Annotated in this window: 17 protein-coding genes and 1 tRNA gene; 15 read left to right on the plus strand and 3 right to left on the minus strand. The window is 57.3% G+C overall.

What is annotated here, in order from left to right; all coding sequences use genetic code 11:
- Window position 1: 1 nt before the first annotated feature.
- Window positions 2–1,177: an elongation factor Tu gene (tuf, locus tag MN186_RS10520; RefSeq protein WP_242113894.1), complete on the plus strand. Its 1,176-nt coding sequence runs from the start codon at window positions 2–4 to the stop codon at window positions 1,175–1,177.
- Between the two features lie 151 nt (window positions 1,178–1,328).
- Here the strand turns inward: tuf (MN186_RS10520) and MN186_RS10525 are convergent, their stop codons facing one another.
- Together MN186_RS10525 and MN186_RS10530 are read right to left on the minus strand one after the other, a co-directional pair.
- Window positions 1,329–1,718: a hypothetical protein gene (locus tag MN186_RS10525; RefSeq protein WP_242114335.1), complete on the minus strand. Its 390-nt coding sequence runs from the start codon at window positions 1,716–1,718 to the stop codon at window positions 1,329–1,331.
- Between the two features lie 73 nt (window positions 1,719–1,791).
- Complete coding sequence (locus MN186_RS10530; RefSeq protein ID WP_242114336.1) at window positions 1,792–2,628, minus strand: class I SAM-dependent methyltransferase; 837 nt, start codon at window positions 2,626–2,628, stop codon at window positions 1,792–1,794.
- A 133-nt stretch (window positions 2,629–2,761) separates the two neighbouring features.
- On the opposite strand from MN186_RS10530, the gene MN186_RS10535 reads away from it, so the two are divergent.
- From MN186_RS10535 to rplA, 5 genes are all read left to right on the plus strand, one after another.
- A tRNA-Trp gene (locus MN186_RS10535) sits at window positions 2,762–2,837 on the plus strand.
- A 132-nt stretch (window positions 2,838–2,969) separates the two neighbouring features.
- Window positions 2,970–3,161 carry a preprotein translocase subunit SecE gene (gene secE, locus MN186_RS10540; RefSeq protein ID WP_242114337.1) on the plus strand — a complete coding sequence of 64 codons (192 nt, stop codon included), beginning with the start codon at window positions 2,970–2,972 and terminating at the stop codon, window positions 3,159–3,161.
- A 154-nt stretch (window positions 3,162–3,315) separates the two neighbouring features.
- Complete coding sequence (gene nusG / locus MN186_RS10545; protein WP_242114338.1) at window positions 3,316–3,849, plus strand: transcription termination/antitermination protein NusG; 534 nt, start codon at window positions 3,316–3,318, stop codon at window positions 3,847–3,849.
- A gap of 119 nt (window positions 3,850–3,968) precedes the next feature.
- Window positions 3,969–4,394: a 50S ribosomal protein L11 gene (gene rplK / locus MN186_RS10550; RefSeq protein ID WP_242114339.1), complete on the plus strand. Its 426-nt coding sequence runs from the start codon at window positions 3,969–3,971 to the stop codon at window positions 4,392–4,394.
- Between the two features lies 1 nt (window position 4,395).
- A complete protein-coding gene (rplA, locus tag MN186_RS10555; protein ID WP_242114340.1) occupies window positions 4,396–5,094 on the plus strand; it encodes a 50S ribosomal protein L1 in 699 nt (232 codons plus the stop codon).
- 70 nt (window positions 5,095–5,164) lie between these two features.
- Here the strand turns inward: rplA and MN186_RS10560 are convergent, their stop codons facing one another.
- Complete coding sequence (locus MN186_RS10560; RefSeq protein ID WP_242114341.1) at window positions 5,165–5,746, minus strand: DoxX family membrane protein; 582 nt, start codon at window positions 5,744–5,746, stop codon at window positions 5,165–5,167.
- 438 nt (window positions 5,747–6,184) lie between these two features.
- Here MN186_RS10560 and rplJ point away from each other — a divergent pair, with 438 nt between their 5' ends.
- The 9 genes from rplJ (at window position 6,185) to tuf (MN186_RS10605) (ending at window position 21,346) form a co-directional block, all read left to right on the plus strand.
- On the plus strand, window positions 6,185–6,697 hold the full coding sequence (gene rplJ / locus MN186_RS10565) for a 50S ribosomal protein L10 (protein WP_242114342.1): 513 nt from the start codon (window positions 6,185–6,187) through the stop codon (window positions 6,695–6,697).
- Window positions 6,698–6,766: 69 nt separating this feature from the next.
- The gene (gene rplL, locus MN186_RS10570; RefSeq protein WP_242114343.1) at window positions 6,767–7,141 is read left to right on the plus strand and encodes a 50S ribosomal protein L7/L12; all 375 of its coding nucleotides are present in this window, start codon (window positions 6,767–6,769) and stop codon (window positions 7,139–7,141) included.
- 246 nt (window positions 7,142–7,387) lie between these two features.
- Window positions 7,388–11,524 (plus strand): DNA-directed RNA polymerase subunit beta, encoded by a 4,137-nt coding sequence (rpoB, locus tag MN186_RS10575; RefSeq protein WP_242114344.1) that lies wholly within the window; start codon window positions 7,388–7,390, stop codon window positions 11,522–11,524.
- A gap of 51 nt (window positions 11,525–11,575) precedes the next feature.
- Window positions 11,576–15,832, plus strand: a complete 4,257-nt coding sequence (gene rpoC / locus MN186_RS10580; protein ID WP_242114345.1) for a DNA-directed RNA polymerase subunit beta' — start codon at window positions 11,576–11,578, stop codon at window positions 15,830–15,832.
- Window positions 15,833–15,983: 151 nt separating this feature from the next.
- Window positions 15,984–16,871, plus strand: a complete 888-nt coding sequence (locus MN186_RS10585; RefSeq protein ID WP_242114346.1) for a DMT family transporter — start codon at window positions 15,984–15,986, stop codon at window positions 16,869–16,871.
- Window positions 16,872–17,120: 249 nt separating this feature from the next.
- Window positions 17,121–17,492 carry a 30S ribosomal protein S12 gene (gene rpsL, locus MN186_RS10590; RefSeq protein WP_191287647.1) on the plus strand — a complete coding sequence of 124 codons (372 nt, stop codon included), beginning with the start codon at window positions 17,121–17,123 and terminating at the stop codon, window positions 17,490–17,492.
- A gap of 12 nt (window positions 17,493–17,504) precedes the next feature.
- A complete protein-coding gene (gene rpsG, locus MN186_RS10595) occupies window positions 17,505–17,975 on the plus strand; it encodes a 30S ribosomal protein S7 (RefSeq protein WP_242114347.1) in 471 nt (156 codons plus the stop codon).
- 20 nt (window positions 17,976–17,995) lie between these two features.
- On the plus strand, window positions 17,996–20,113 hold the full coding sequence (fusA, locus tag MN186_RS10600; protein WP_242114348.1) for an elongation factor G: 2,118 nt from the start codon (window positions 17,996–17,998) through the stop codon (window positions 20,111–20,113).
- 57 nt (window positions 20,114–20,170) lie between these two features.
- Window positions 20,171–21,346: an elongation factor Tu gene (gene tuf, locus MN186_RS10605; protein WP_242113894.1), complete on the plus strand. Its 1,176-nt coding sequence runs from the start codon at window positions 20,171–20,173 to the stop codon at window positions 21,344–21,346.
- Window positions 21,347–21,470: the final 124 nt, after the last annotated feature.

The raw sequence follows: 21,470 nt of genomic DNA on the forward strand, positions 1-21,470 counted from the left end.
CATGGCTAAGGAAAAGTTTGAACGCTCCAAACCGCACGTCAACATTGGCACGATTGGGCACGTTGACCACGGCAAGACGACGCTGACGGCGGCGATCACGAAGTATTTTGGTGATTTCCAGGCATATGACGCGATTGACGGTGCGCCGGAAGAGAAGGCGCGTGGGATCACGATCTCGACCGCGCACGTGGAATATGAAACCGACACGCGCCACTATGCGCACGTCGACTGCCCCGGCCACGCTGACTATGTGAAGAACATGATCACCGGTGCGGCGCAGATGGACGGCGCGATCCTGGTTGTGAACGCTGCTGACGGCCCGATGCCGCAGACGCGCGAGCACATTTTGTTGGGCCGCCAGGTTGGCATCCCGACCATGGTCGTGTTCATGAACAAGGTTGACCAGGTTGACGACGAAGAGCTGCTTGAGCTGGTCGAGATGGAAATCCGCGAACTTCTGACCGAATACGACTATCCGGGTGATGACATTCCGATCATTGCTGGTTCGGCTTTGGCTGCACTGGAAGGTCGCGACGCGAATATCGGCGAAGACAAGATCCGCGAACTGATGGCGGCTGTTGACGACTTCATCCCGACCCCGGCGCGCCCGGTTGACGGTGCGTTCCTCTTGCCGATCGAAGACGTGTTCTCGATCTCGGGCCGCGGCACGGTTGTGACCGGTCGTGTTGAGCGTGGCGTTGTGAACGTTGGCGACGAGATCGAAATCGTCGGCCTGAAGGACACGCAGAAGACGACCTGCACGGGCGTTGAGATGTTCCGCAAGCTGCTTGATCGCGGTGAAGCTGGCGACAACGTCGGCGTTCTGCTGCGCGGTATTGATCGTGAGAAGGTCGAGCGCGGGCAGGTTCTGTGTAAGCCGGGCTCGGTGAACCCGCACACGAAGTTCGAAGCCGAGGTCTATATCCTGACCAAGGAAGAGGGTGGCCGTCACACGCCGTTCTTCGCGAACTACCGTCCTCAGTTCTACTTCCGGACCACCGACGTGACCGGCACGGTTGAGCTGCCTGAAGGCACCGAGATGGTGATGCCGGGCGACAACCTGAAGTTCGGCGTTGAACTGATCGCCCCGATCGCGATGGAAGACGGCCTGCGCTTCGCCATCCGCGAAGGTGGCCGCACCGTTGGTTCGGGCGTTGTGTCGAAGATCATCGCTTGAGGTTAAATTCCCTCCGGGAATTTGACCTGGGCGACAGGCGATTTGGCGGCAACGCCTAATCCGCCGAGAGCCTAACAGCGAGAAAACGGAAAGGCCGCCCAACGGGCGGCCTTTTTGTTGTTGGCGATCACTTACGCAATGCGCTGGTATGTCAGCCCGCACCTTCCGCGACCAAGACCTTGGTTGGAACACCGCTTTTGCCGAACACCCTGACCCAGATGTATCTGGTTCCGCCCGACAGCACCCATTGGGCCAAGTATTCCGATCCGGGTGCAATGGTGCACACCTCCATAATCCGAGCGCGGTTCTTTCGCGAACTGAAAATCGGGTCAGATTGGTCGCCATCCTGACGAATGCCAAACCTGTGAAAATTTGCACGATCTTGCTGAACGACCGCGCAGAAATTTGTCAGGCGCACGCCCTTAGAGTTCTTCATGTCCTGCGGTCCGATGATGGCGTAGTACTCGCCGATCAATTCTTGCGCCAAACCGGGTGATGAGCACAGCAAGAGGCTGCTTAAAATGAACGCGGAAAGTTTCATTGGATGTCTCGCGGATTGAAATTGGACTGTTGAATAGACGTTCACCGTACCATTTTTCCGACGATTTCCCAAGTCAGTCCGGGTCGTTCATCAAATGTCCCGTGCGCACGCCCGGGTTGGCCTCGACCGTGCGTTTCATTCTGTAAATACGTCGTCTTTGCCGCCAGCTTCGAGCAAGGGGTTGCACCTCGGTCAGGTGCCTGAGCAATGCGTCATCATCCAATCCCCCAACGCGCCCGGCGGTCAGGGCAGTGTCGTCGATCTGGCGCGTGTTCAGGAAAATAACCGTATCGTCCGGGCAGAATGCGACCGGTTGGAACCAGTCTGACAGCAGGTGCATCTGCACCGGAATCCACGGCAAGCGCCAATGAAAGTAGTCTTGTTGCACAACCAATGACTGCCCGGGCACCAAATGTGAAAAGAACCGTTCGGCGATCCCGTCTGTGGTGTCAGCAGATTTGGCCGCATCCAAGATTAGCAGCTCGATTGGTCCGCCGTCCCATCGTTTGTCCATGATATCGCCGCGATGCAGACTGATGCGCTCATCCCAGGGTTCAAGCAGGTCGCGGGTAAGCCAATAGGTGTTCTCGCCTTTGAAGGTTGCAATACCCTTGCGGTAAAGCTCGTTTTTCTTGGTGCGCTCGTCGGCTTTGAACCGATCATAGGCGTGTATCCAACTGCGTTTGCCAGCAGATTGATGGCCTGCTGCCAATCGCGCGGTCGACCCGCCAACGAAACAGCCCAGATCGACCACCGCGCCGATGTCGCGGGTCCACTCGGACGTCAGCCAGTAATACAGCTTCTGTTCGGCCCCGGCCAACATCGTTGGCACGCTGCGGACCTGCTGCAGACGGTCCCACCCGATTTTGCGCCATGGTGCGCTGTTGAACTCGCTGGTGTCTCGTATCATCGTACCTGGCTGCTTAGCGCATCAACGGGCGCACAAACAGCCGAACTTGCCAGGCTGGCGCGGTTTCTTCATCAAAAGCCACCGAAAGCGCTTGAAAACCCGTGCGCCTTGCCGTAATCCCTGCCTCGGTCCTAGGGGTATAGCTCAGTTGGTAGAGCGACGGTCTCCAAAACCGTAGGTCCCGGGTTCGAGCCCTGGTGCCCCTGCCATAACCTTCCGCAGCATTGATCATTTTTGGACCGATCAGGTGCGATTGTCGCGGTCCGTGACGGAACGAGGCTTGAAAATCCCGCGCGCATTGCGTAATTGACCGCCTGTTACATGAAAGGCTGAGAAACAAGATGACCAATCCGCTGCAATTCATCCAGCAGGTGCGTGCCGAAGTGTCCAAAGTGACATGGCCGACGCGTCGCGAGGTGCTTCTGACCACAGGGATGGTCTTTGTGCTGGCCGCGCTGACGTCTCTGTTCTTCTCGCTTGTAGATCTTGGTATTCGCAGTGGCTTGGCCGCTGTGCTTGGCCTGTTTGGCTGAGTTTTCGCCTGACCCCTTGAAATGAGGTCATTTCAGGGTTAGTCCGGGCGACACTTCGGGACGGGCGTGTGGCGATTCGAGTTGCACGCCGCTTTTTTGTTCCCGAAAACGGAATTTGAACTGGCCCACAGGGCGCAAGAAGGCAGAGGCTGATATGGCGAAACGGTGGTATTCGGTGAGCGTGCTCTCGAACTTCGAAAAGAAGATTGCCGAGCAGATCAAGACCTCGGTCGAAGAAAAGGGTCTTGGCGACGAGATCGACGAGGTTCTGGTGCCCACCGAAGAGGTGATCGAGGTCCGTCGCGGCAAAAAAGTGACTGCCGAACGCCGCTTTATGCCCGGCTATGTGCTGGTGCATATGGAAATGTCAGACGAAGGCTATCATTTGATCACATCGATCAACCGCGTCACCGGTTTTCTGGGTCCGCAGGGCCGTCCGATGCCCATGCGTGATGCCGAAGTAAACGCGATCCTCAACCGTGTTGAAGAAGGTGTGGAAGCGCCGCGCACCCTGATCCACTTCGAAGTGGGCGAGAAGGTCGCAGTGACAGACGGACCGTTTGAAGGCTTCGACGGAATGGTCGAGGACGTAGATGATGACAACCAGCGCCTGAAGGTGACGGTGTCGATCTTTGGCCGGGCCACCCCGGTTGAACTGGAATACACGCAGGTCACGAAACAGACCTGACGCGTAAGCCGCCCCAACGGGCGGGCGTGGGAGGGGACGGGGTCGCGACCCCCAATCCAGACCACGACAATGGAAGGCAAAGGGACGCGTCCCCGCGCTGTTGTTAAAGGAGAAGCCAAATGGCTAAGAAAGTAGCTGGCAAGATGAAGCTGCAGGTTCCTGCAGGTCAAGCCAACCCCAGCCCGCCCGTCGGCCCCGCATTGGGTCAGCGCGGTATCAACATCATGGAATTCTGCAAGGCGTTCAACGCCAAGACGCAGGAAATGGAGGCCGGTGCGCCGTGCCCGACCGTGATCACCTATTATCAGGACAAGTCGTTCACCATGGATATCAAGACGCCACCTGCGTCTTATTATCTGATCAAAGCGGCCGGCCTGAAGTCGGGGTCCAACCGCCCCGGCCATGAAACTGCTGGCACCGTGACCGCTGCTCAGGTGAAAGAAATCGCTGAAGCGAAAATGAAAGATCTGAACGCGACTGACATCGAAGCTGCGATGTTGATCGTCCTGGGCTCGGCCCGTTCTATGGGCATTGAGGTGAAGTAAGATGGCGAAACTGGGTAAACGCACCAAAGCCGCACGCGAAGCATTCGCCGGCAAGGAAAACGTCACGGTCGAAGAGGCCATTTCGCTGGTCAAAGGCAACGCAAACGCCAAGTTCGATGAGACACTGGAAATCGCTGTGTCGCTGGGTGTCGACACGCGCCACGCGGACCAAATGGTCCGTGGTGTGGTTGGCCTGCCAAACGGCACAGGCAAGACCATGCGCGTTGCAGTGTTTGCGCGCGGCCCCAAGGCTGACGAAGCCAAGGAAGCAGGCGCTGATATCGTTGGTGCCGAGGATCTTATGGAAACCATTCAGGGCGGCACGATCGACTTTGATCGCTGCATCGCGACACCTGACATGATGCCCATCGTTGGCCGTTTGGGTAAGGTTCTTGGCCCACGCAACCTGATGCCGAACCCCAAGGTCGGCACCGTGACCATGGATGTCAAGCAAGCCGTGGAAGCAGCCAAGGGCGGCGAGGTTCAGTTCAAAGCGGAAAAAGGCGGCGTGGTTCACGCAGGTCTTGGCAAAGCCTCGTTTGACGAGGCCAAGCTGGTCGAAAACGTGCGTGCGTTCGTTGACGCCGTGCAAAAGGCCAAACCGACCGGCGCCAAGGGCACCTATATGAAGAAAATCGCGCTGAGTTCGACCATGGGTCCGGGCGTCACCGTATCGGTGGACAGCGCAACCGGCAACTGATCGCTGGGTTTATGATTATTCAAGAAAGGCGGGTCGTTTGGCCCGCCTTTTTTCTTGGCCGATCATTCGTTCAAAACGTCTTGCGCATTTTTGCATCAAGCGAGATGGCGCCGCCACCCAAAGCTGCGATCACCGCAGCGCCTGCCGCCCAGAACAGCGAGTTCAGCTCGGCCTTGGGCTGCACACCTGTCGGACCATTCAGAAAAGCCGCGCCGCCATCGGGAAGAAGGTGTTGTTGGCCAGCGGCGGTCAGCAAGTCAGGGTTGGCCGTCAGATAATCAATCCCGGCTTGAGTCAGAAATACGTCGCCGAAGGGATGAGTAACGTGAAACCAATAGGTGACCAGCAGCATAGCCGCGTTCGCCAATGCGGCAGGCCGCGTAAACAACCCCAGCACGATCAAAAGACCGCCAAGAAAGTTCGTGTACGCGATCAATGGCGAGAATAACCAACCCGGAGAAACGCCGAGACCCTCGACGAAGCCGGACAGTGCCATCGGGTCAACAACCTTGTCCCACCCGTAGGTAATAAGAACGCCGCCGATGACCAGCCGAAACAGAAACCAGCCCACAGGTTGGGCGAAATTGTTGTAGAATGGTGCAAGGAATGGCAAATATAGCCCGTCGCGCGCTGTGGTGAAAACCTGATGCATGGCGACTTCCGTCGTGAGCGGCGCCAGATTGACGGGTGCCAAGATACCAATTAGCGACAACGCGCAAGCTAACGCTAGGTTCCGTTGCGCCACAGGTTTCTTTGTCGAGACCGCGCATTCCTTTTGTCACAGCCCTTGCACATCCGGCCAATCAGGCTTAATCAAGCTCTCGCAAACCAGCGTGCGATTCGTCGTGCGCTGTTTGCATTTCGTCCGAGACGGTGGGTGACACTGGTGGGCCACGCTGAAAAGCAACCGCGCGCAAGGGTCATAATTCCTGCCTGAGATGGGAAATGAACAAAAGAATTCTCGTGGCCGTTTGGCTTTGGGGCGATTTTGCGAAGGACCCGTATCACGGACCCGATTGCCGGGTTTTCTTTGGAAACCTGGTGAAATAAGAGCCGGAGGGGTCAAACCCTCCATACTTGGAGTGAAACTGTGGATAGAGCCCAGAAAGAGAAAGTGGTCGAGGAACTCGGCCAGATCTTCGAAAGCTCTGGCGTTGTAGTGGTTGCCCACTACGCGGGTCTCACGGTTGCCGAAATGCAGGACCTGCGGTCGCAAATGCGCGAAGCTGGCGGGTCGGTGCGTGTTGCCAAGAACAAGCTCGCCAAAATCGCTCTGGAAGACAAGCCGGTCGCTTCAATCGCCGACCTTCTTTCGGGCATGACCGTTCTTGCCTATTCCGAAGATCCTGTGGCTGCGGCCAAGGTCATGGAAGGCTACGCCAAGACCAACGAAAAGCTCGTTATTCTTGGTGGTGCCATGGGTGAGACGGCGCTGGATACGGCCGGTGTCAAAGCTGTTGCCGCTATGCCGTCGCGTGACGAGCTTATTGCTTCGATCGTTGGCTGCATTGGCGCACCTGCTGCGAACATCGCCGGGGCCATTGGCGCGCCTGCTTCGAACATCGCATCCATCTTGTCCACGATCGAGGACAAGGCTGCTTAAGCAATCTGAGACCAGCGTAGCGAAGCATCGCCTCACGTTGGAACACATCTAATAACGGAAAGAAGTCAAATGGCTGATCTGAAAAAACTTGCAGAAGAGATCGTGGGTCTGACCCTTCTCGAAGCACAAGAACTGAAAACCATCCTGAAGGATGAGTATGACATCGAGCCCGCCGCTGGTGGTGCAGTGATGATGGCTGGCCCTGCGGGCGACGCTGGCGCAGCTGAAGAAGAAAAAACCGAGTTCGACGTTGTTCTGAAGAACGCTGGCGCCTCGAAAATCAACGTGATCAAAGAAGTTCGCGGCATCACCGGTCTTGGCTTGAAAGAAGCCAAGGAGCTGGTCGAAGCTGGCGGCAAGATCAAAGAAGGCGTGGACAAAGCCGAAGCAGAAGACGTCAAAGGCAAGCTGGAAGCAGCTGGCGCCGAAGTCGAGCTGGCCTAAGCCTTGCGCTTTCGGGCCGCTTGAAGGCCCGCAAATTATGGCTGGGCCCGGAGAAATCCGGGTCCAGCCGAATCTGTCTTGGAGAGGGCCTGCAAGTGCGGGCGTTTTCCTGGGAAAGGTTCACAGGATCGGGAGGAAACCCTTGGGCGGGTTTCCGGGAATTGGTCCGAACCCCCGTCTCGGACGAGGCGTCGCCGGTGACCCAACGGTTGGCGCATCAGTTGAGAAATGAAAGGTAAATACCTTATGGCGCAGTCCTATCTTGGCCAAAAACGTTTGCGCAAGTACTACGGCAAGATCCGTGAAGTGCTTGAGATGCCGAACCTGATCGAAGTTCAGAAAAGTTCGTATGATCTGTTTCTGAATTCCGGCGACCAGCTTCAACCAATGGATGGTGAAGGCATCAATGCCGTGTTCCAATCGGTTTTCCCGATCAAGGATTTCAACGAAACCGCGGTTCTTGAGTTCGTCAAATACGAGCTTGAGCAACCGAAATTCGATGTCGAAGAGTGCCAGCAGCGCGACCTGACCTATTCGGCACCCCTGAAGGTGACGTTGCGTCTGATCGTGTTCGATATGGACGAAGACACGGGTGCGAAGTCGGTCAAGGACATCAAGGAACAAGATGTATTCATGGGCGATATGCCCCTGATGACGCCCAACGGCACCTTCGTCGTGAACGGCACCGAGCGTGTGATCGTATCTCAGATGCACCGCTCGCCTGGTGTGTTCTTTGACCATGATAAGGGCAAGACGCATTCGTCGGGCAAGCTTTTGTTCGCCTGCCGGATCATTCCCTATCGCGGTTCTTGGCTGGATTTTGAGTTCGACGCCAAGGATATTGTTTTTGCGCGCATCGACCGTCGCCGCAAGCTGCCTGTGACCACCCTGCTTTATGCGCTGGGTCTGGACCAGGAAGGCATCATGGATGCCTATTACGACACGGTTCAGTTCAAGCTGAAGAAGAACAAAGGTTGGGTTACCAAGTTCTTCCCCGAACGTGTTGCCGGCACCCGCCCGGTGCAGGATCTGGTGAACGCCAAGACCGGTGAAGTGATTGCCGAGGCTGGCAAGAAAATTACCCCCCGTGCGGTCAAGAAGCTGATGGAAGATGGCAAAGACATCGACCTTCTGGTGCCGTTTGATTCAATCGTTGGCCGCTATGTCGCCAAGGATATCATCAATGAAGAAACCGGCGCGATCTATGTCGAAGCCGGTGATGAATTGACGCTTGAGCATGACAAGGATGGCGAGCTGATTGGTGGGTCGTTGAAAGAGCTGATGGATGCCGGCATCACCGACATTCCGGTTCTGGACATCGACAACATCAACGTCGGCCCCTATATCCGCAATACGATGGCCGCGGACAAAAACGTGGGTCGCGACACCGCGCTGATGGACATCTATCGTGTGATGCGCCCCGGCGAACCGCCCACCGTCGACGCAGCATCGGCACTGTTCGATACGCTGTTCTTTGATAGCGAGCGTTATGACCTGTCCGCCGTTGGCCGCGTGAAAATGAACATGCGTCTGAACCTGGACGCCGAGGATACCCAGCGCACGCTGCGCCGCGAAGACATCGTCGCCTGTATCAAGGCGCTGGTGGAACTGCGCGACGGCAAGGGCGATATTGACGATATCGACCACCTGGGCAACCGTCGTGTGCGGTCGGTCGGTGAGTTGATGGAAAACCAGTATCGCGTCGGCCTGCTGCGCATGGAACGTGCGATCAAGGAACGTATGTCGTCGGTCGAGATTGACACGGTCATGCCGCAAGATCTGATTAACGCGAAACCGGCTGCAGCTGCTGTGCGTGAATTCTTCGGCTCGTCGCAGCTGTCGCAATTCATGGACCAGACAAACCCGCTGTCGGAAGTCACCCACAAACGCCGTCTGTCGGCGCTTGGGCCGGGTGGTCTGACCCGTGAACGTGCTGGGTTTGAAGTGCGCGACGTGCACCCGACCCACTATGGCCGTATGTGCCCGATTGAAACGCCGGAAGGGCCGAACATTGGCCTGATCAACTCGCTGGCAACCTTTGCCCGCGTGAACAAATATGGCTTTATCGAAACGCCTTATCGTAAGGTCGAGGATGGCAAGGTCACGGACGAAGTGAGCTATTTGTCCGCGACCGAGGAAATGCGTCACACCGTGGCGCAGGCGAACGCGCATCTGGACGAAGACGGACGGCTGGAAAACGATCTGGTGAACACCCGTCAATCGGGCGAATACACCATGGCGCAGCGTGAAAGCGTTGACCTGATCGACGTATCGCCCAAGCAGCTTGTGTCGGTTGCGGCGTCGTTGATCCCGTTTTTGGAAAACGATGACGCCAACCGCGCCCTGATGGGGTCGAACATGCAACGTCAGGCGGTTCCGCTGCTGCGGGCCGAAGCACCGTATGTCGGCACCGGCATTGAAGGCAAGGTTGCCATCGACTCTGGCGCTGCCATCCAGGCCAAACGTGGCGGTGTGATCGACCAAGTGGACGCAACGCGTATCGTTGTGCGTGCAACTGAAGACCTTGGTCTGGGGGACGCAGGCGTTGACATTTACCGTCTGCGCAAGTTCCAGCGGTCGAACCAGAACACCTGTATCAACCAGCGTCCGCTGGTGAAAGTGGGCCAGAAGGTGTCGAAAGACGAAGTCATCGCTGACGGTCCGTCCACGGATATGGGCGAACTGGCTTTGGGTAAAAACGTGGTCGTCGCGTTCATGCCGTGGAATGGCTACAACTACGAAGACTCGATCCTGATCTCGGAACGCATCGCGCGCGATGACGTGTTCACCTCGGTTCATATCGAGGAATTCGAAGTTGCCGCCCGTGACACCAAGCTTGGGCCGGAAGAAATCACCCGCGACATCCCAAACGTCGGTGAAGAAGCGCTGCGCAACCTTGACGAGGCTGGCATCGTTTACATCGGCGCGGACGTTGAGCCGGGCGATATTCTGGTCGGTAAGATCACACCGAAGGGCGAAAGCCCGATGACGCCGGAAGAAAAGCTTCTGCGCGCCATCTTCGGTGAGAAAGCGTCGGACGTTCGTGACACCTCGTTGCGTGTGAAGCCGGGCGATTTCGGCACGGTTGTCGAAGTGCGCGTTTTCAACCGTCATGGCATCGAAAAAGATGAACGTGCGCTTCAGATCGAACGGGAAGAGGTCGAAAGCCTTGCCCGCGACCGCGACGACGAGTTGCACATTCTTGAGCGCAACATCTATGCACGTCTGCGCAGCATGATCGAAGGCAAAGTTGCCGTGAAGGGGCCGAAAGGCGTCAAGGCGGGGTCGAAAATCAACGACGAGCTTCTGGAAAGCCTGAGCCGCGGCCAGTGGTGGCAGCTTGCGCTGGAAGACGAAGATGATGCCAAGATCGTTGAAGCCTTGAACGAACAGTTCGAAGCGCAGAAACGCACTTTGGACGCGCGTTTTGAAGACAAGGTCGAGAAAGTCCGTCGTGGCGACGACCTGCCACCGGGTGTGATGAAGATGGTCAAAGTCTTTGTCGCCGTGAAGCGCAAGCTTCAGCCGGGCGACAAGATGGCCGGTCGTCACGGGAACAAAGGTGTTATTTCCAAGGTTGTTCCGATGGAAGATATGCCGTTCCTTGAGGACGGGACCCCGGTCGATTTCTGTCTGAACCCGCTGGGTGTGCCTTCGCGGATGAACGTTGGTCAGATTCTTGAAACCCACATGGGTTGGGCCGCACGCGGTCTGGGTCTGAACATCGACGAAGCCTTGGGTGAATACCGCCGGTCTGGCGATCTGACCCCCGTTCGTGAAGCCATGCGTATCGCCTATGGCGATGATGTCTATGAAGAAGGCATTGCGGACATGGACGAAGACACGCTGGTTGATGCCGCAGGCAACGTGACCCGCGGTGTGCCGATCGCCACGCCCGTCTTTGACGGCGCGAAAGAGGCTGACGTGAACGATTCGCTGACGCGGGCCGGTTTCGACACCTCGGGCCAGTCGGTTCTGTTTGACGGTCGCACCGGCGAGCAGTTCTCGCGCCCTGTGACGGTGGGTGTGAAATACCTGCTGAAACTGCACCACCTTGTGGACGATAAAATCCACGCGCGCTCGACCGGCCCGTACTCGCTTGTCACACAGCAACCGCTGGGTGGTAAGGCGCAGTTCGGCGGACAGCGCTTCGGCGAAATGGAGGTCTGGGCTCTTGAAGCGTATGGCGCAGCCTACACGTTGCAGGAAATGCTCACGGTCAAATCGGATGACGTTGCCGGACGAACGAAAGTCTATGAAAGCATCGTCAAAGGTGAGGACAACTTTGAAGCCGGCGTGCCGGAAAGCTTCAACGTGCTTGTCAAAGAAGTCCGCGGCCTCGGCCTTAATATGGAACTCCTGGATGCGGAGGGCGAGGAGTAGGGCGCTTAGCCTTACCCCTCCCACCCTTCCCCTGATTGTAAGGAACGCAAAATGAACCAGGAACTGACAACCAACCCGTTCAACCCGCTGGCAACCCAGAAGACCTTTGACGAAATCAAAGTGTCGCTGGCCAGCCCGGAACGGATTCTTTCGTGGTCTTATGGCGAGATCAAAAAGCCCGAGACCATCAACTATCGGACGTTCAAGCCTGAACGCGACGGTCTGTTCTGTGCGCGTATCTTTGGCCCTGTCAAAGACTACGAATGCCTGTGCGGCAAGTATAAGCGCATGAAGTATCGCGGCGTTGTCTGCGAGAAATGCGGCGTCGAAGTTACGCTTCAAAAGGTGCGCCGCGAACGTATGGGCCATATCGAACTGGCAGCGCCCGTTGCGCATATCTGGTTCCTCAAGTCGTTGCCGTCGCGCATCGGCCTGATGCTGGACATGACCCTGCGCGATCTTGAACGCATCCTGTATTTCGAGAACTACGTCGTGATCGAACCCGGTCTGACGGACCTCATCTACGGTCAGTTGATGACCGAAGAAGAGTTCATGGACGCGCAAGACACCTATGGCATGGACGCCTTCACCGCCAATATCGGTGCAGAAGCGATCCGCGAAATGCTGTCGGCCATTGATCTTGAGGCAGAAGCCGAACAACTGCGTGCCGATCTGGCCGAAGCAACCGGCGAATTGAAGCCCAAGAAGATCATCAAACGTCTGAAGATCGTTGAATCCTTCATTGAATCGGGCAACCGCCCGGAATGGATGATCATGACTGTGATCCCGGTCATCCCGCCCGAGCTGCGCCCGCTGGTGCCGCTGGATGGTGGCCGTTTCGCGACTTCGGATCTGAACGATCTGTATCGTCGTGTTATCAACCGGAACAACCGTTTGAAACGACTGATCGAACTGCGCGCGCCTGATATCATCGTCCGCAACGAAAAGCGGATGTTGCAGGAATCTGTGGATGCACTGTTTGACAACGGCCGTCGTGGCCGCGTCATCACGGGTGCCAACAAGCGCCCGCTGAAATCGCTGTCTGACATGCTGAAAGGTAAGCAAGGTCGCTTCCGTCAGAACCTTTTGGGTAAACGCGTCGACTTCTCGGGTCGTTCGGTCATTGTGACCGGGCCCGAGCTGAAGCTGCACCAATGTGGTCTGCCGAAAAAGATGGCCTTGGAACTGTTCAAGCCGTTCATCTATTCGCGTCTTGAGGCCAAAGGGCTGTCTTCCACCGTGAAGCAGGCCAAGAAGCTGGTCGAAAAAGAACGTCCCGAAGTTTGGGATATTCTGGACGAGGTGATCCGCGAACACCCGGTCATGCTGAACCGTGCACCTACGTTGCACCGTCTTGGCATTCAGGCGTTTGAACCCGTGCTGATCGAAGGCAAGGCCATCCAGCTTCACCCGCTGGTGTGTTCGGCGTTCAACGCTGACTTTGATGGCGACCAGATGGCCGTTCACGTGCCGCTGTCGCTTGAGGCCCAGCTTGAAGCCCGCGTCTTGATGATGTCGACGAACAACGTTCTGTCGCCCGCCAACGGCGCGCCGATCATCGTTCCTTCGCAGGACATGATCCTTGGCCTTTACTATATCACGATGGAACGTGAGGGCATGAAGGGCGAGGGCATGATCTTCTCCGACGTGGACGAAGTTCAACACGCTTTGGATGCTGGCGAAGTGCATCTGCACGCCAAGATTCAGGCCCGCATCACGCAGATCGACGAAGAAGGCAACGAGGTTCTGAAGCGGTTCGAAACCACGCCGGGCCGTATCCGTCTGGGCGCGCTTCTGCCGTTGAATACGAAAGCACCGTTCGATCTGGTGAACCGCCTTCTGCGCAAGAAGGAAGTGCAGCAGGTTATTGACACCGTCTATCGTTATTGCGGTCAGAAAGAGTCGGTTATTTTCTGCGACCAGATCATGTCGATGGGCTTCAAGGAAGCCTTCAAAGCTGGCATTTCGTTCGGCAAGGATGACATGGTGATCCCTGACAACAAATGGCCGATCGTGGACGAAACCCGCGATCAGGTGAAAGGCTTCGAACAGCAGTATATGGACGGCCTGATCACCTTGGGCGAGAAGTACAACAAGGTGGTTGATGCCTGGTCCAAGTGTAACGACAAAGTCACCGACGCCATGATGGACACGATTTCGTCCGCCAAGCGTGATGAAAACGGTGCCGAAGCGGAACCGAACTCGGTTTACATGATGGCCCACTCGGGCGCACGTGGTTCTGTCACCCAGATGAAACAGCTGGGCGGCATGCGCGGCCTGATGGCCAAACCGTCGGGCGAGATTATCGAAACGCCGATCATCTCGAACTTTAAAGAAGGTCTGACCGTGCTTGAGTACTTCAACTCGACCCACGGTGCCCGTAAGGGTCTGTCGGACACGGCTTTGAAAACCGCGAACTCGGGTTATCTGACCCGTCGTCTGGTTGACGTGGCGCAGGATTGCATCGTGCGTATGGTCGATTGCGGGACCGAGAATTCGATCACTGCAGAAGCTGCCGTCAATGATGGCGAGGTTGTCGCGACCTTGGGCGAACGTATTCTGGGTCGTGTGGTCGCAGAAGACGTCCTGGTTCCGGGCACTGATGAAGTGATCGTTGCAAAGAACGAACTGGTCGACGAACGCAAAGCGGACGAGATCGAGAACTCGGGCGTGGCTGCTGTGCGGATGCGCAGCCCGCTGACATGTGAAGCCGAAGAAGGCGTTTGCGCGAACTGCTACGGTCGTGACCTTGCGCGCGGCACGCGTGTGAACACGGGCGAGGCCGTTGGCATCATCGCGGCGCAGTCGATCGGTGAACCCGGCACGCAGCTGACGATGCGGACATTCCACATCGGTGGTGTTGCCCAAGGTGGTCAGCAATCTTTCCAGGAAGCCAATCAGGAAGGCACGGTCGAATACCGCAACGCCAATGTTCTGGAAAACCGCGATGGTGAAATTGTCGTCATGGGCCGGAACATGGTTCTTGCCGTCATCGACGACAACGGCGTCGAGCGTGCATCGTTCAAACTGGGGTATGGCACCAAGCTGCACACCAAGGACGGTGCGAAAGTGGGTCGCGGCGACAAGCTGTTCGAATGGGACCCCTATACGCTGCCGATGATCGCCGAGAAAGACGGCACGGTGAAGTTCGTCGACCTGATCACGGGCATCTCGGTGCGCGATGAGACGGACGATGCAACTGGCATGACCCAGAAAATCGTCTCGGATTGGCGCGCGGCCCCCAAAGGCAACGAGCTGAAGCCCGAGGTGATCTTGGTGGGCGAAGATGGCGAGCCGGTCCGCAACGACGCGGGCAACCCGGTGACCTATCCGATGTCGGTTGACGCCATCCTGTCGATCGAAGACGGCACGAAGGTCAAGGCTGGCGACGTTGTCGCGCGCATCCCGCGTGAAGGCGCCAAGACCAAGGACATCACCGGTGGTCTGCCGCGTGTGGCCGAATTGTTCGAAGCGCGTCGTCCGAAAGATCACGCGATCATCGCCGAGATTGATGGTTACGTGCGCTTTGGCCGCGACTACAAGAACAAGCGTCGCATTTCGATCGAGCCAGCGGATGAAAGCATGGAGCCCGTGGAATACATGGTGCCCAAAGGCAAGCACATTCCGGTGACGGAAGGTGACTTCATCCAGAAGGGCGAATACCTCATGGATGGTAACCCCGCGCCGCATGACATCCTGTCCATTCTGGGTGTCGAGGCGTTGGCGGATTACATGATCGACGAGGTTCAGGACGTCTATCGCCTGCAAGGTGTGAAGATCAACGACAAGCACATCGAGGTGATCGTTCGCCAGATGCTGCAGAAGTGGGAGATCATGGATTCGGGCGAGACCACGCTTCTGAAAGGCGAGCATGTGGACAAGGCCGAATTTGACGCAGCCAACGAAAAGGCTGCGGCGGAAGGCCGTCGTCTGGCATCGGGCGAGCCGATCCTGCTGGGGATTACCAAGGCCAGCTTGCAGACGCGTTCGTTCATCTCGGCGGCGTCGTTCCAGGAAACCACGCGCGTTCTGACCGAGGCATCGGTCCAGGGTAAACGCGACAAGTTGGTTGGCCTGAAAGAGAACGTCATCGTGGGTCGCTTGATCCCGGCAGGCACGGGTGGGGCCACGCAACGCGTGCGTTCCATCGCGCAGGCTCGCGACATGAAGGTGATCGAAGAAGCCCGCGCCGAGGCCGAACGCGCCGCCGCACTGGCCGCACCGACCGAGGATGTTTTCGGCACCGAGGCTGACGACGACAACGGTCTGGTCGAAACGCCTGAGGCCGGTGGATCAGAACAACCCTGATCGTCCCAGACATGAAATGCGAAAGCCCCGCCCATTCGGCGGGGCTTTTCATTTGCCTTGGTCCTTGGATATTGCCTAGGGTTCAGCGGATGGGGCCGCTTCATTCCGGTAAGCGCCCAATATTTCATTTGACCCCGGATGGATACGCAGGATGTCAGCTTCCGACAACATGAAAGGTGCGGCATTGATGACCGTATCGACGGCGGCCTACACGCTGAACGACGCCAGCATGAAGGCGCTGGCCGGTCATATGCCATTGCCGCAGGTGGTGTTTCTGCGTGGGGTGCTGACCTGTCTTCTGCTATGCGCGCTGGGGATGGCGCTCAGGTCGTTAACGTTCCGGCTGGAGCGGCGGGAGTGGAAGCTGATGCTGTCGCGGTCGTTGGCAGAAGCGGGTGCCACATATTGCTTGCTGAATGCGCTGTTCAACATGCCCATTGCGAACGTCACTGCGGTATTGCAAGCGTTGCCGCTGACCGTTGCTCTGGCCGCGTGGGCGTTTGTGGGCGAACCCTTGGGCCGGCAGCGCCTTGCCGCCATTCTTGTAGGGTTCATCGGGGTTATCCTAATCGTCAAACCCGGGGGGGACGGGTTCAACGCTTGGTCGATCTATGCGCTGATTGCTGTGGGGTTCGTCACAGCCCGCGATATTCTGGTGCGCAAGATGTCATCGCGCACCCCGTCCATGACGGTCGCATTCGTGACCGCTGTGGCCGTCACCTTTGCCTTTGGGGTTGCTTCGCTGGGCGTCGAATGGGCGCCAGTTGACTCGCGAAGCGGTCTGTTTTTGTCCCTTGCCGCCGTATTCATCATTGTTGGTTATCTATTTGGGATAATGGTCATGCGTGTGGGTGATATTGGTTTTGTCGCCCCTTTCCGATATACGGGCCTGATCTGGGCACTATTGCTCGGTTTGGTATTTTTTGGTGAATGGCCGGATACGATGACCTTTGCAGGCGCTTGCATTGTGGTTGCGATGGGCCTGTTTACCCTTTTGCGTGAACGGCATCTGGTCCGGCAGCTGAAGTCCCAAGCGTGACTGTTGACAGGGGGGCCGAGTCCTCTTATATGCCGACCATCCAACCGGGTATCACCCGGATCATCTGAATTGAGGGATCAAGGTCAGCGCTGCTTTTAAGGGCTGATCCTCTGTGAACCAACCGCGTCGTTTGCCTCGGAATGGAAGCGATCGCGGATTTTCGCTTTGCAGACGTGCTGAGCGGAGAAATGCAAACCGCACGGGGACACTCGTGCAAACACATGTGTTGAGAAACGGGAAAAGAGCCCTATGCCAACGATCCAACAGCTGATCCGCAAACCGCGCCAGCCTAAAGTAAAACGCTCCAAGTCGATGCACCTGGAGTCCTGTCCGCAAAAACGTGGCGTTTGCACGCGCGTTTATACAACCACACCGAAGAAGCCGAACTCGGCCATGCGGAAAGTCGCCAAGGTGCGTCTGACCAATGGTTACGAGGTCATCAGCTATATCGGCGGCGAAAGCCACAACCTTCAGGAACACTCGGTGGTTCTGATCCGTGGCGGCCGTGTAAAAGACCTTCCGGGTGTGCGTTATCACATCGTTCGCGGTGTTCTGGATACCCAGGGCGTCAAAGACCGTAAGCAACGTCGTTCGAAATACGGCGCCAAGCGTCCGAAGTAAGGAGATCCGGGAATGTCTCGTCGTCACGCCGCTGAAAAGCGCGAAATCCTGCCCGACGCCAAATTTGGCGATCGTGTGCTGAGCAAGTTCATGAACAACCTGATGATCGACGGTAAGAAGTCGGTCGCAGAAACAATCGTCTATAATGCGCTGGATCGCGTTGAAGGCAAAATCAAACGCGCACCCGTGGAAGTGTTCCACGAGGCGCTGGATAATATCAAGCCGTCGGTCGAGGTTCGCTCGCGTCGTGTTGGTGGTGCGACCTATCAGGTCCCCGTCGAAGTGCGCCCCGAGCGTCGCGAGGCCCTGGCGATCCGCTGGCTGATCACCGCTGCCCGTTCGCGCAATGAAAACACCATGGAAGAACGCCTAGCCGGCGAACTTCTGGATGCTGTGAACTCGCGCGGGACCGCCGTCAAGAAACGCGAAGACACCCACAAAATGGCCGACGCCAACAAAGCGTTCAGCCATTATCGCTGGTAAGCCAAGGAAGGACGAAACCCATGGCACGCGACTACCCACTCGACCGCTATCGCAACTTCGGTATCATGGCGCATATCGATGCAGGGAAAACCACCTGTTCCGAGCGTATCCTGTTTTACACGGGCAAGAACCACACAATGGGCGAAACCCATGATGGCGCTGGCACGATGGACTGGATGGAGCAAGAGCAGGAGCGGGGCATCACGATCACCTCTGCTGCGACCACAACGTTCTGGGAACGCACCGAAGACGGCAAAACGCCCGATTCCGAAAAGCACCGCATGAACATCATCGACACGCCCGGCCACGTCGACTTCACGATTGAAGTTGAACGTTCGTTGGCTGTGCTGGATGGAGCCGTTGCCGTTCTGGACGCTAACGCTGGTGTTGAACCGCAAACCGAGACCGTCTGGCGTCAGGCTGACCGCTACAAGGTTCCCCGTCTTGTCTTCGTCAACAAGATGGACAAGATCGGCGCTGATTTCTTTAACTGCGTTCGCATGATCGAAGACCGCACCGGCGCGCGTGCTGTTCCCATCGGTGTTCCGATCGGCGCTGAAACCGAGCTGGAAGGCTTGGTTGACCTTGTGACCATGGAAGAATGGCTGTGGCGGGGCGACGACCTGGGAGCATCCTGGGTGAAAGCTCCGATCCGTGACAGCTTGAAGGACATGGCCGAGGAATGGCGCGGCAAAATGATCGAGGCCGCTGTCGAAGAAGACGACGACGCGATGATGGAGTATCTGGAAGGCAATGAGCCGGATGTGCCGACCCTGCGCAAACTGCTGCGCAAGGGCACATTGGCCCTGCACTTCGTTCCAGTCCTCGGTGGTTCAGCCTTCAAAAACAAAGGTGTTCAGCCGCTTCTGAACGCTGTGGTCGACTATCTGCCCAGCCCGCTGGACGTGGTCGATTACATGGGCTTCAAACCGGGTGACGAGACCGAGACACGCAACATCCCCCGCCGTGCGGATGATGACATGGCGTTCTCGGGTCTGGCGTTCAAAATCATGAACGACCCCTTCGTTGGAACGCTGACCTTTACGCGCGTCTATTCTGGCGTCCTGAACAAAGGCGACACGCTTTTGAACTCGACCAAAGGTAAGAAAGAGCGCGTCGGACGTATGATGATGATGCACTCGAACGACCGTGCGGAAATCACGGAAGCGTTCGCAGGCGACATTATCGCACTGGCAGGTCTGAAAGACACCACCACCGGTGACACACTGTGTGCTGTCAACGATCCGGTAGTGTTGGAAACCATGAATTTCCCCGACCCCGTGATCGAAATCGCGGTCGAGCCAAAAACCAAGGCTGACCAAGAGAAGATGAGCCAGGGTCTGGCCCGTCTGGCCGCCGAAGACCCCTCGTTCCGGGTGGAAACTGACATCGAAAGCGGTCAGACCATCATGAAGGGCATGGGCGAACTTCACTTGGACATTCTGGTGGACCGTCTGAAGCGTGAATTCAAAGTGGAAGCCAACATCGGTGCCCCGCAGGTTGCGTATCGCGAGACGATCTCGAAAGAGGTCGAGCATACCTACACCCACAAGAAACAGTCGGGTGGTTCGGGTCAGTACGCCGAGGTGAAAATGATCATCTCGCCGACCGAAGCTGGTGAAGGGTTCTCGTTCGAAAGCCGCATCGTTGGTGGTGCTGTTCCGAAGGAATACATCCCCGGCGTTGAAAAAGGCATCAAATCGGTTATGGACAGCGGCCCGTTGGCTGGCTTCCCCGTGATCGACTTCAAGGTTGCCCTGATCGACGGTAAATTCCACGATGTTGACTCGTCGGTTCTGGCCTTTGAAATCGCAGGCCGTATGGGTATGCGCGAAGGTATGCGTTTGGCTGGCGCCAAGCTGCTTGAGCCGATCATGAAAGTGGAAGTGATCACGCCCGAGGAATACACCGGCGGTATCATCGGCGACCTGACCTCGCGTCGCGGTCAAGTTTCGGGTCAAGAGCCGCGCGGCAACGCGATTGCGATTGATGCGAACGTGCCGCTGGCGAATATGTTTGGCTACATCAACACGCTGCGTTCCATGTCTTCGGGCCGTGCGCAGTTCACGATGCAGTTCTCGCATTATGATCCGGTTCCGCAAAACATCTCGGACGAAATTCAGGCGAAATTTGCCTAATAGAACAAGCCGGGCAGGGATGTCCTTGCCCGGCGCACAGATTAATAGGAGGCCATCATGGCTAAGGAAAAGTTTGAACGCTCCAAACCGCACGTCAACATTGGCACGATTGGGCACGTTGACCACGGCAAGACGACGCTGACGGCGGCGATCACGAAGTATTTTGGTGATTTCCAGGCATATGACGCGATTGACGGTGCGCCGGAAGAGAAGGCGCGTGGGATCACGATCTCGACCGCGCACGTGGAATATGAAACCGACACGCGCCACTATGCGCACGTCGACTGCCCCGGCCACGCTGACTATGTGAAGAACATGATCACCGGTGCGGCGCAGATGGACGGCGCGATCCTGGTTGTGAACGCTGCTGACGGCCCGATGCCGCAGACGCGCGAGCACATTTTGTTGGGCCGCCAGGTTGGCATCCCGACCATGGTCGTGTTCATGAACAAGGTTGACCAGGTTGACGACGAAGAGCTGCTTGAGCTGGTCGAGATGGAAATCCGCGAACTTCTGACCGAATACGACTATCCGGGTGATGACATTCCGATCATTGCTGGTTCGGCTTTGGCTGCACTGGAAGGTCGCGACGCGAATATCGGCGAAGACAAGATCCGCGAACTGATGGCGGCTGTTGACGACTTCATCCCGACCCCGGCGCGCCCGGTTGACGGTGCGTTCCTCTTGCCGATCGAAGACGTGTTCTCGATCTCGGGCCGCGGCACGGTTGTGACCGGTCGTGTTGAGCGTGGCGTTGTGAACGTTGGCGACGAGATCGAAATCGTCGGCCTGAAGGACACGCAGAAGACGACCTGCACGGGCGTTGAGATGTTCCGCAAGCTGCTTGATCGCGGTGAAGCTGGCGACAACGTCGGCGTTCTGCTGCGCGGTATTGATCGTGAGAAGGTCGAGCGCGGGCAGGTTCTGTGTAAGCCGGGCTCGGTGAACCCGCACACGAAGTTCGAAGCCGAGGTCTATATCCTGACCAAGGAAGAGGGTGGCCGTCACACGCCGTTCTTCGCGAACTACCGTCCTCAGTTCTACTTCCGGACCACCGACGTGACCGGCACGGTTGAGCTGCCTGAAGGCACCGAGATGGTGATGCCGGGCGACAACCTGAAGTTCGGCGTTGAACTGATCGCCCCGATCGCGATGGAAGACGGCCTGCGCTTCGCCATCCGCGAAGGTGGCCGCACCGTTGGTTCGGGCGTTGTGTCGAAGATCATCGCTTGAGGTTAAATTCCCTCCGGGAATTTGACCTGGGCGACAGGCGATTTGGCGGCAACGCCTAATCCGCCGAGAGCCTAACAGCGAGAAAACGGAAAGGCCGCCCAACGGGCGGCCTTTTTGTTGTTGG

The organism is Aliiroseovarius sediminis, assembly GCF_022678485.1.
In the GTDB taxonomy this organism is placed as follows: Bacteria; Pseudomonadota; Alphaproteobacteria; order Rhodobacterales; family Rhodobacteraceae; genus Aliiroseovarius; species Aliiroseovarius sediminis.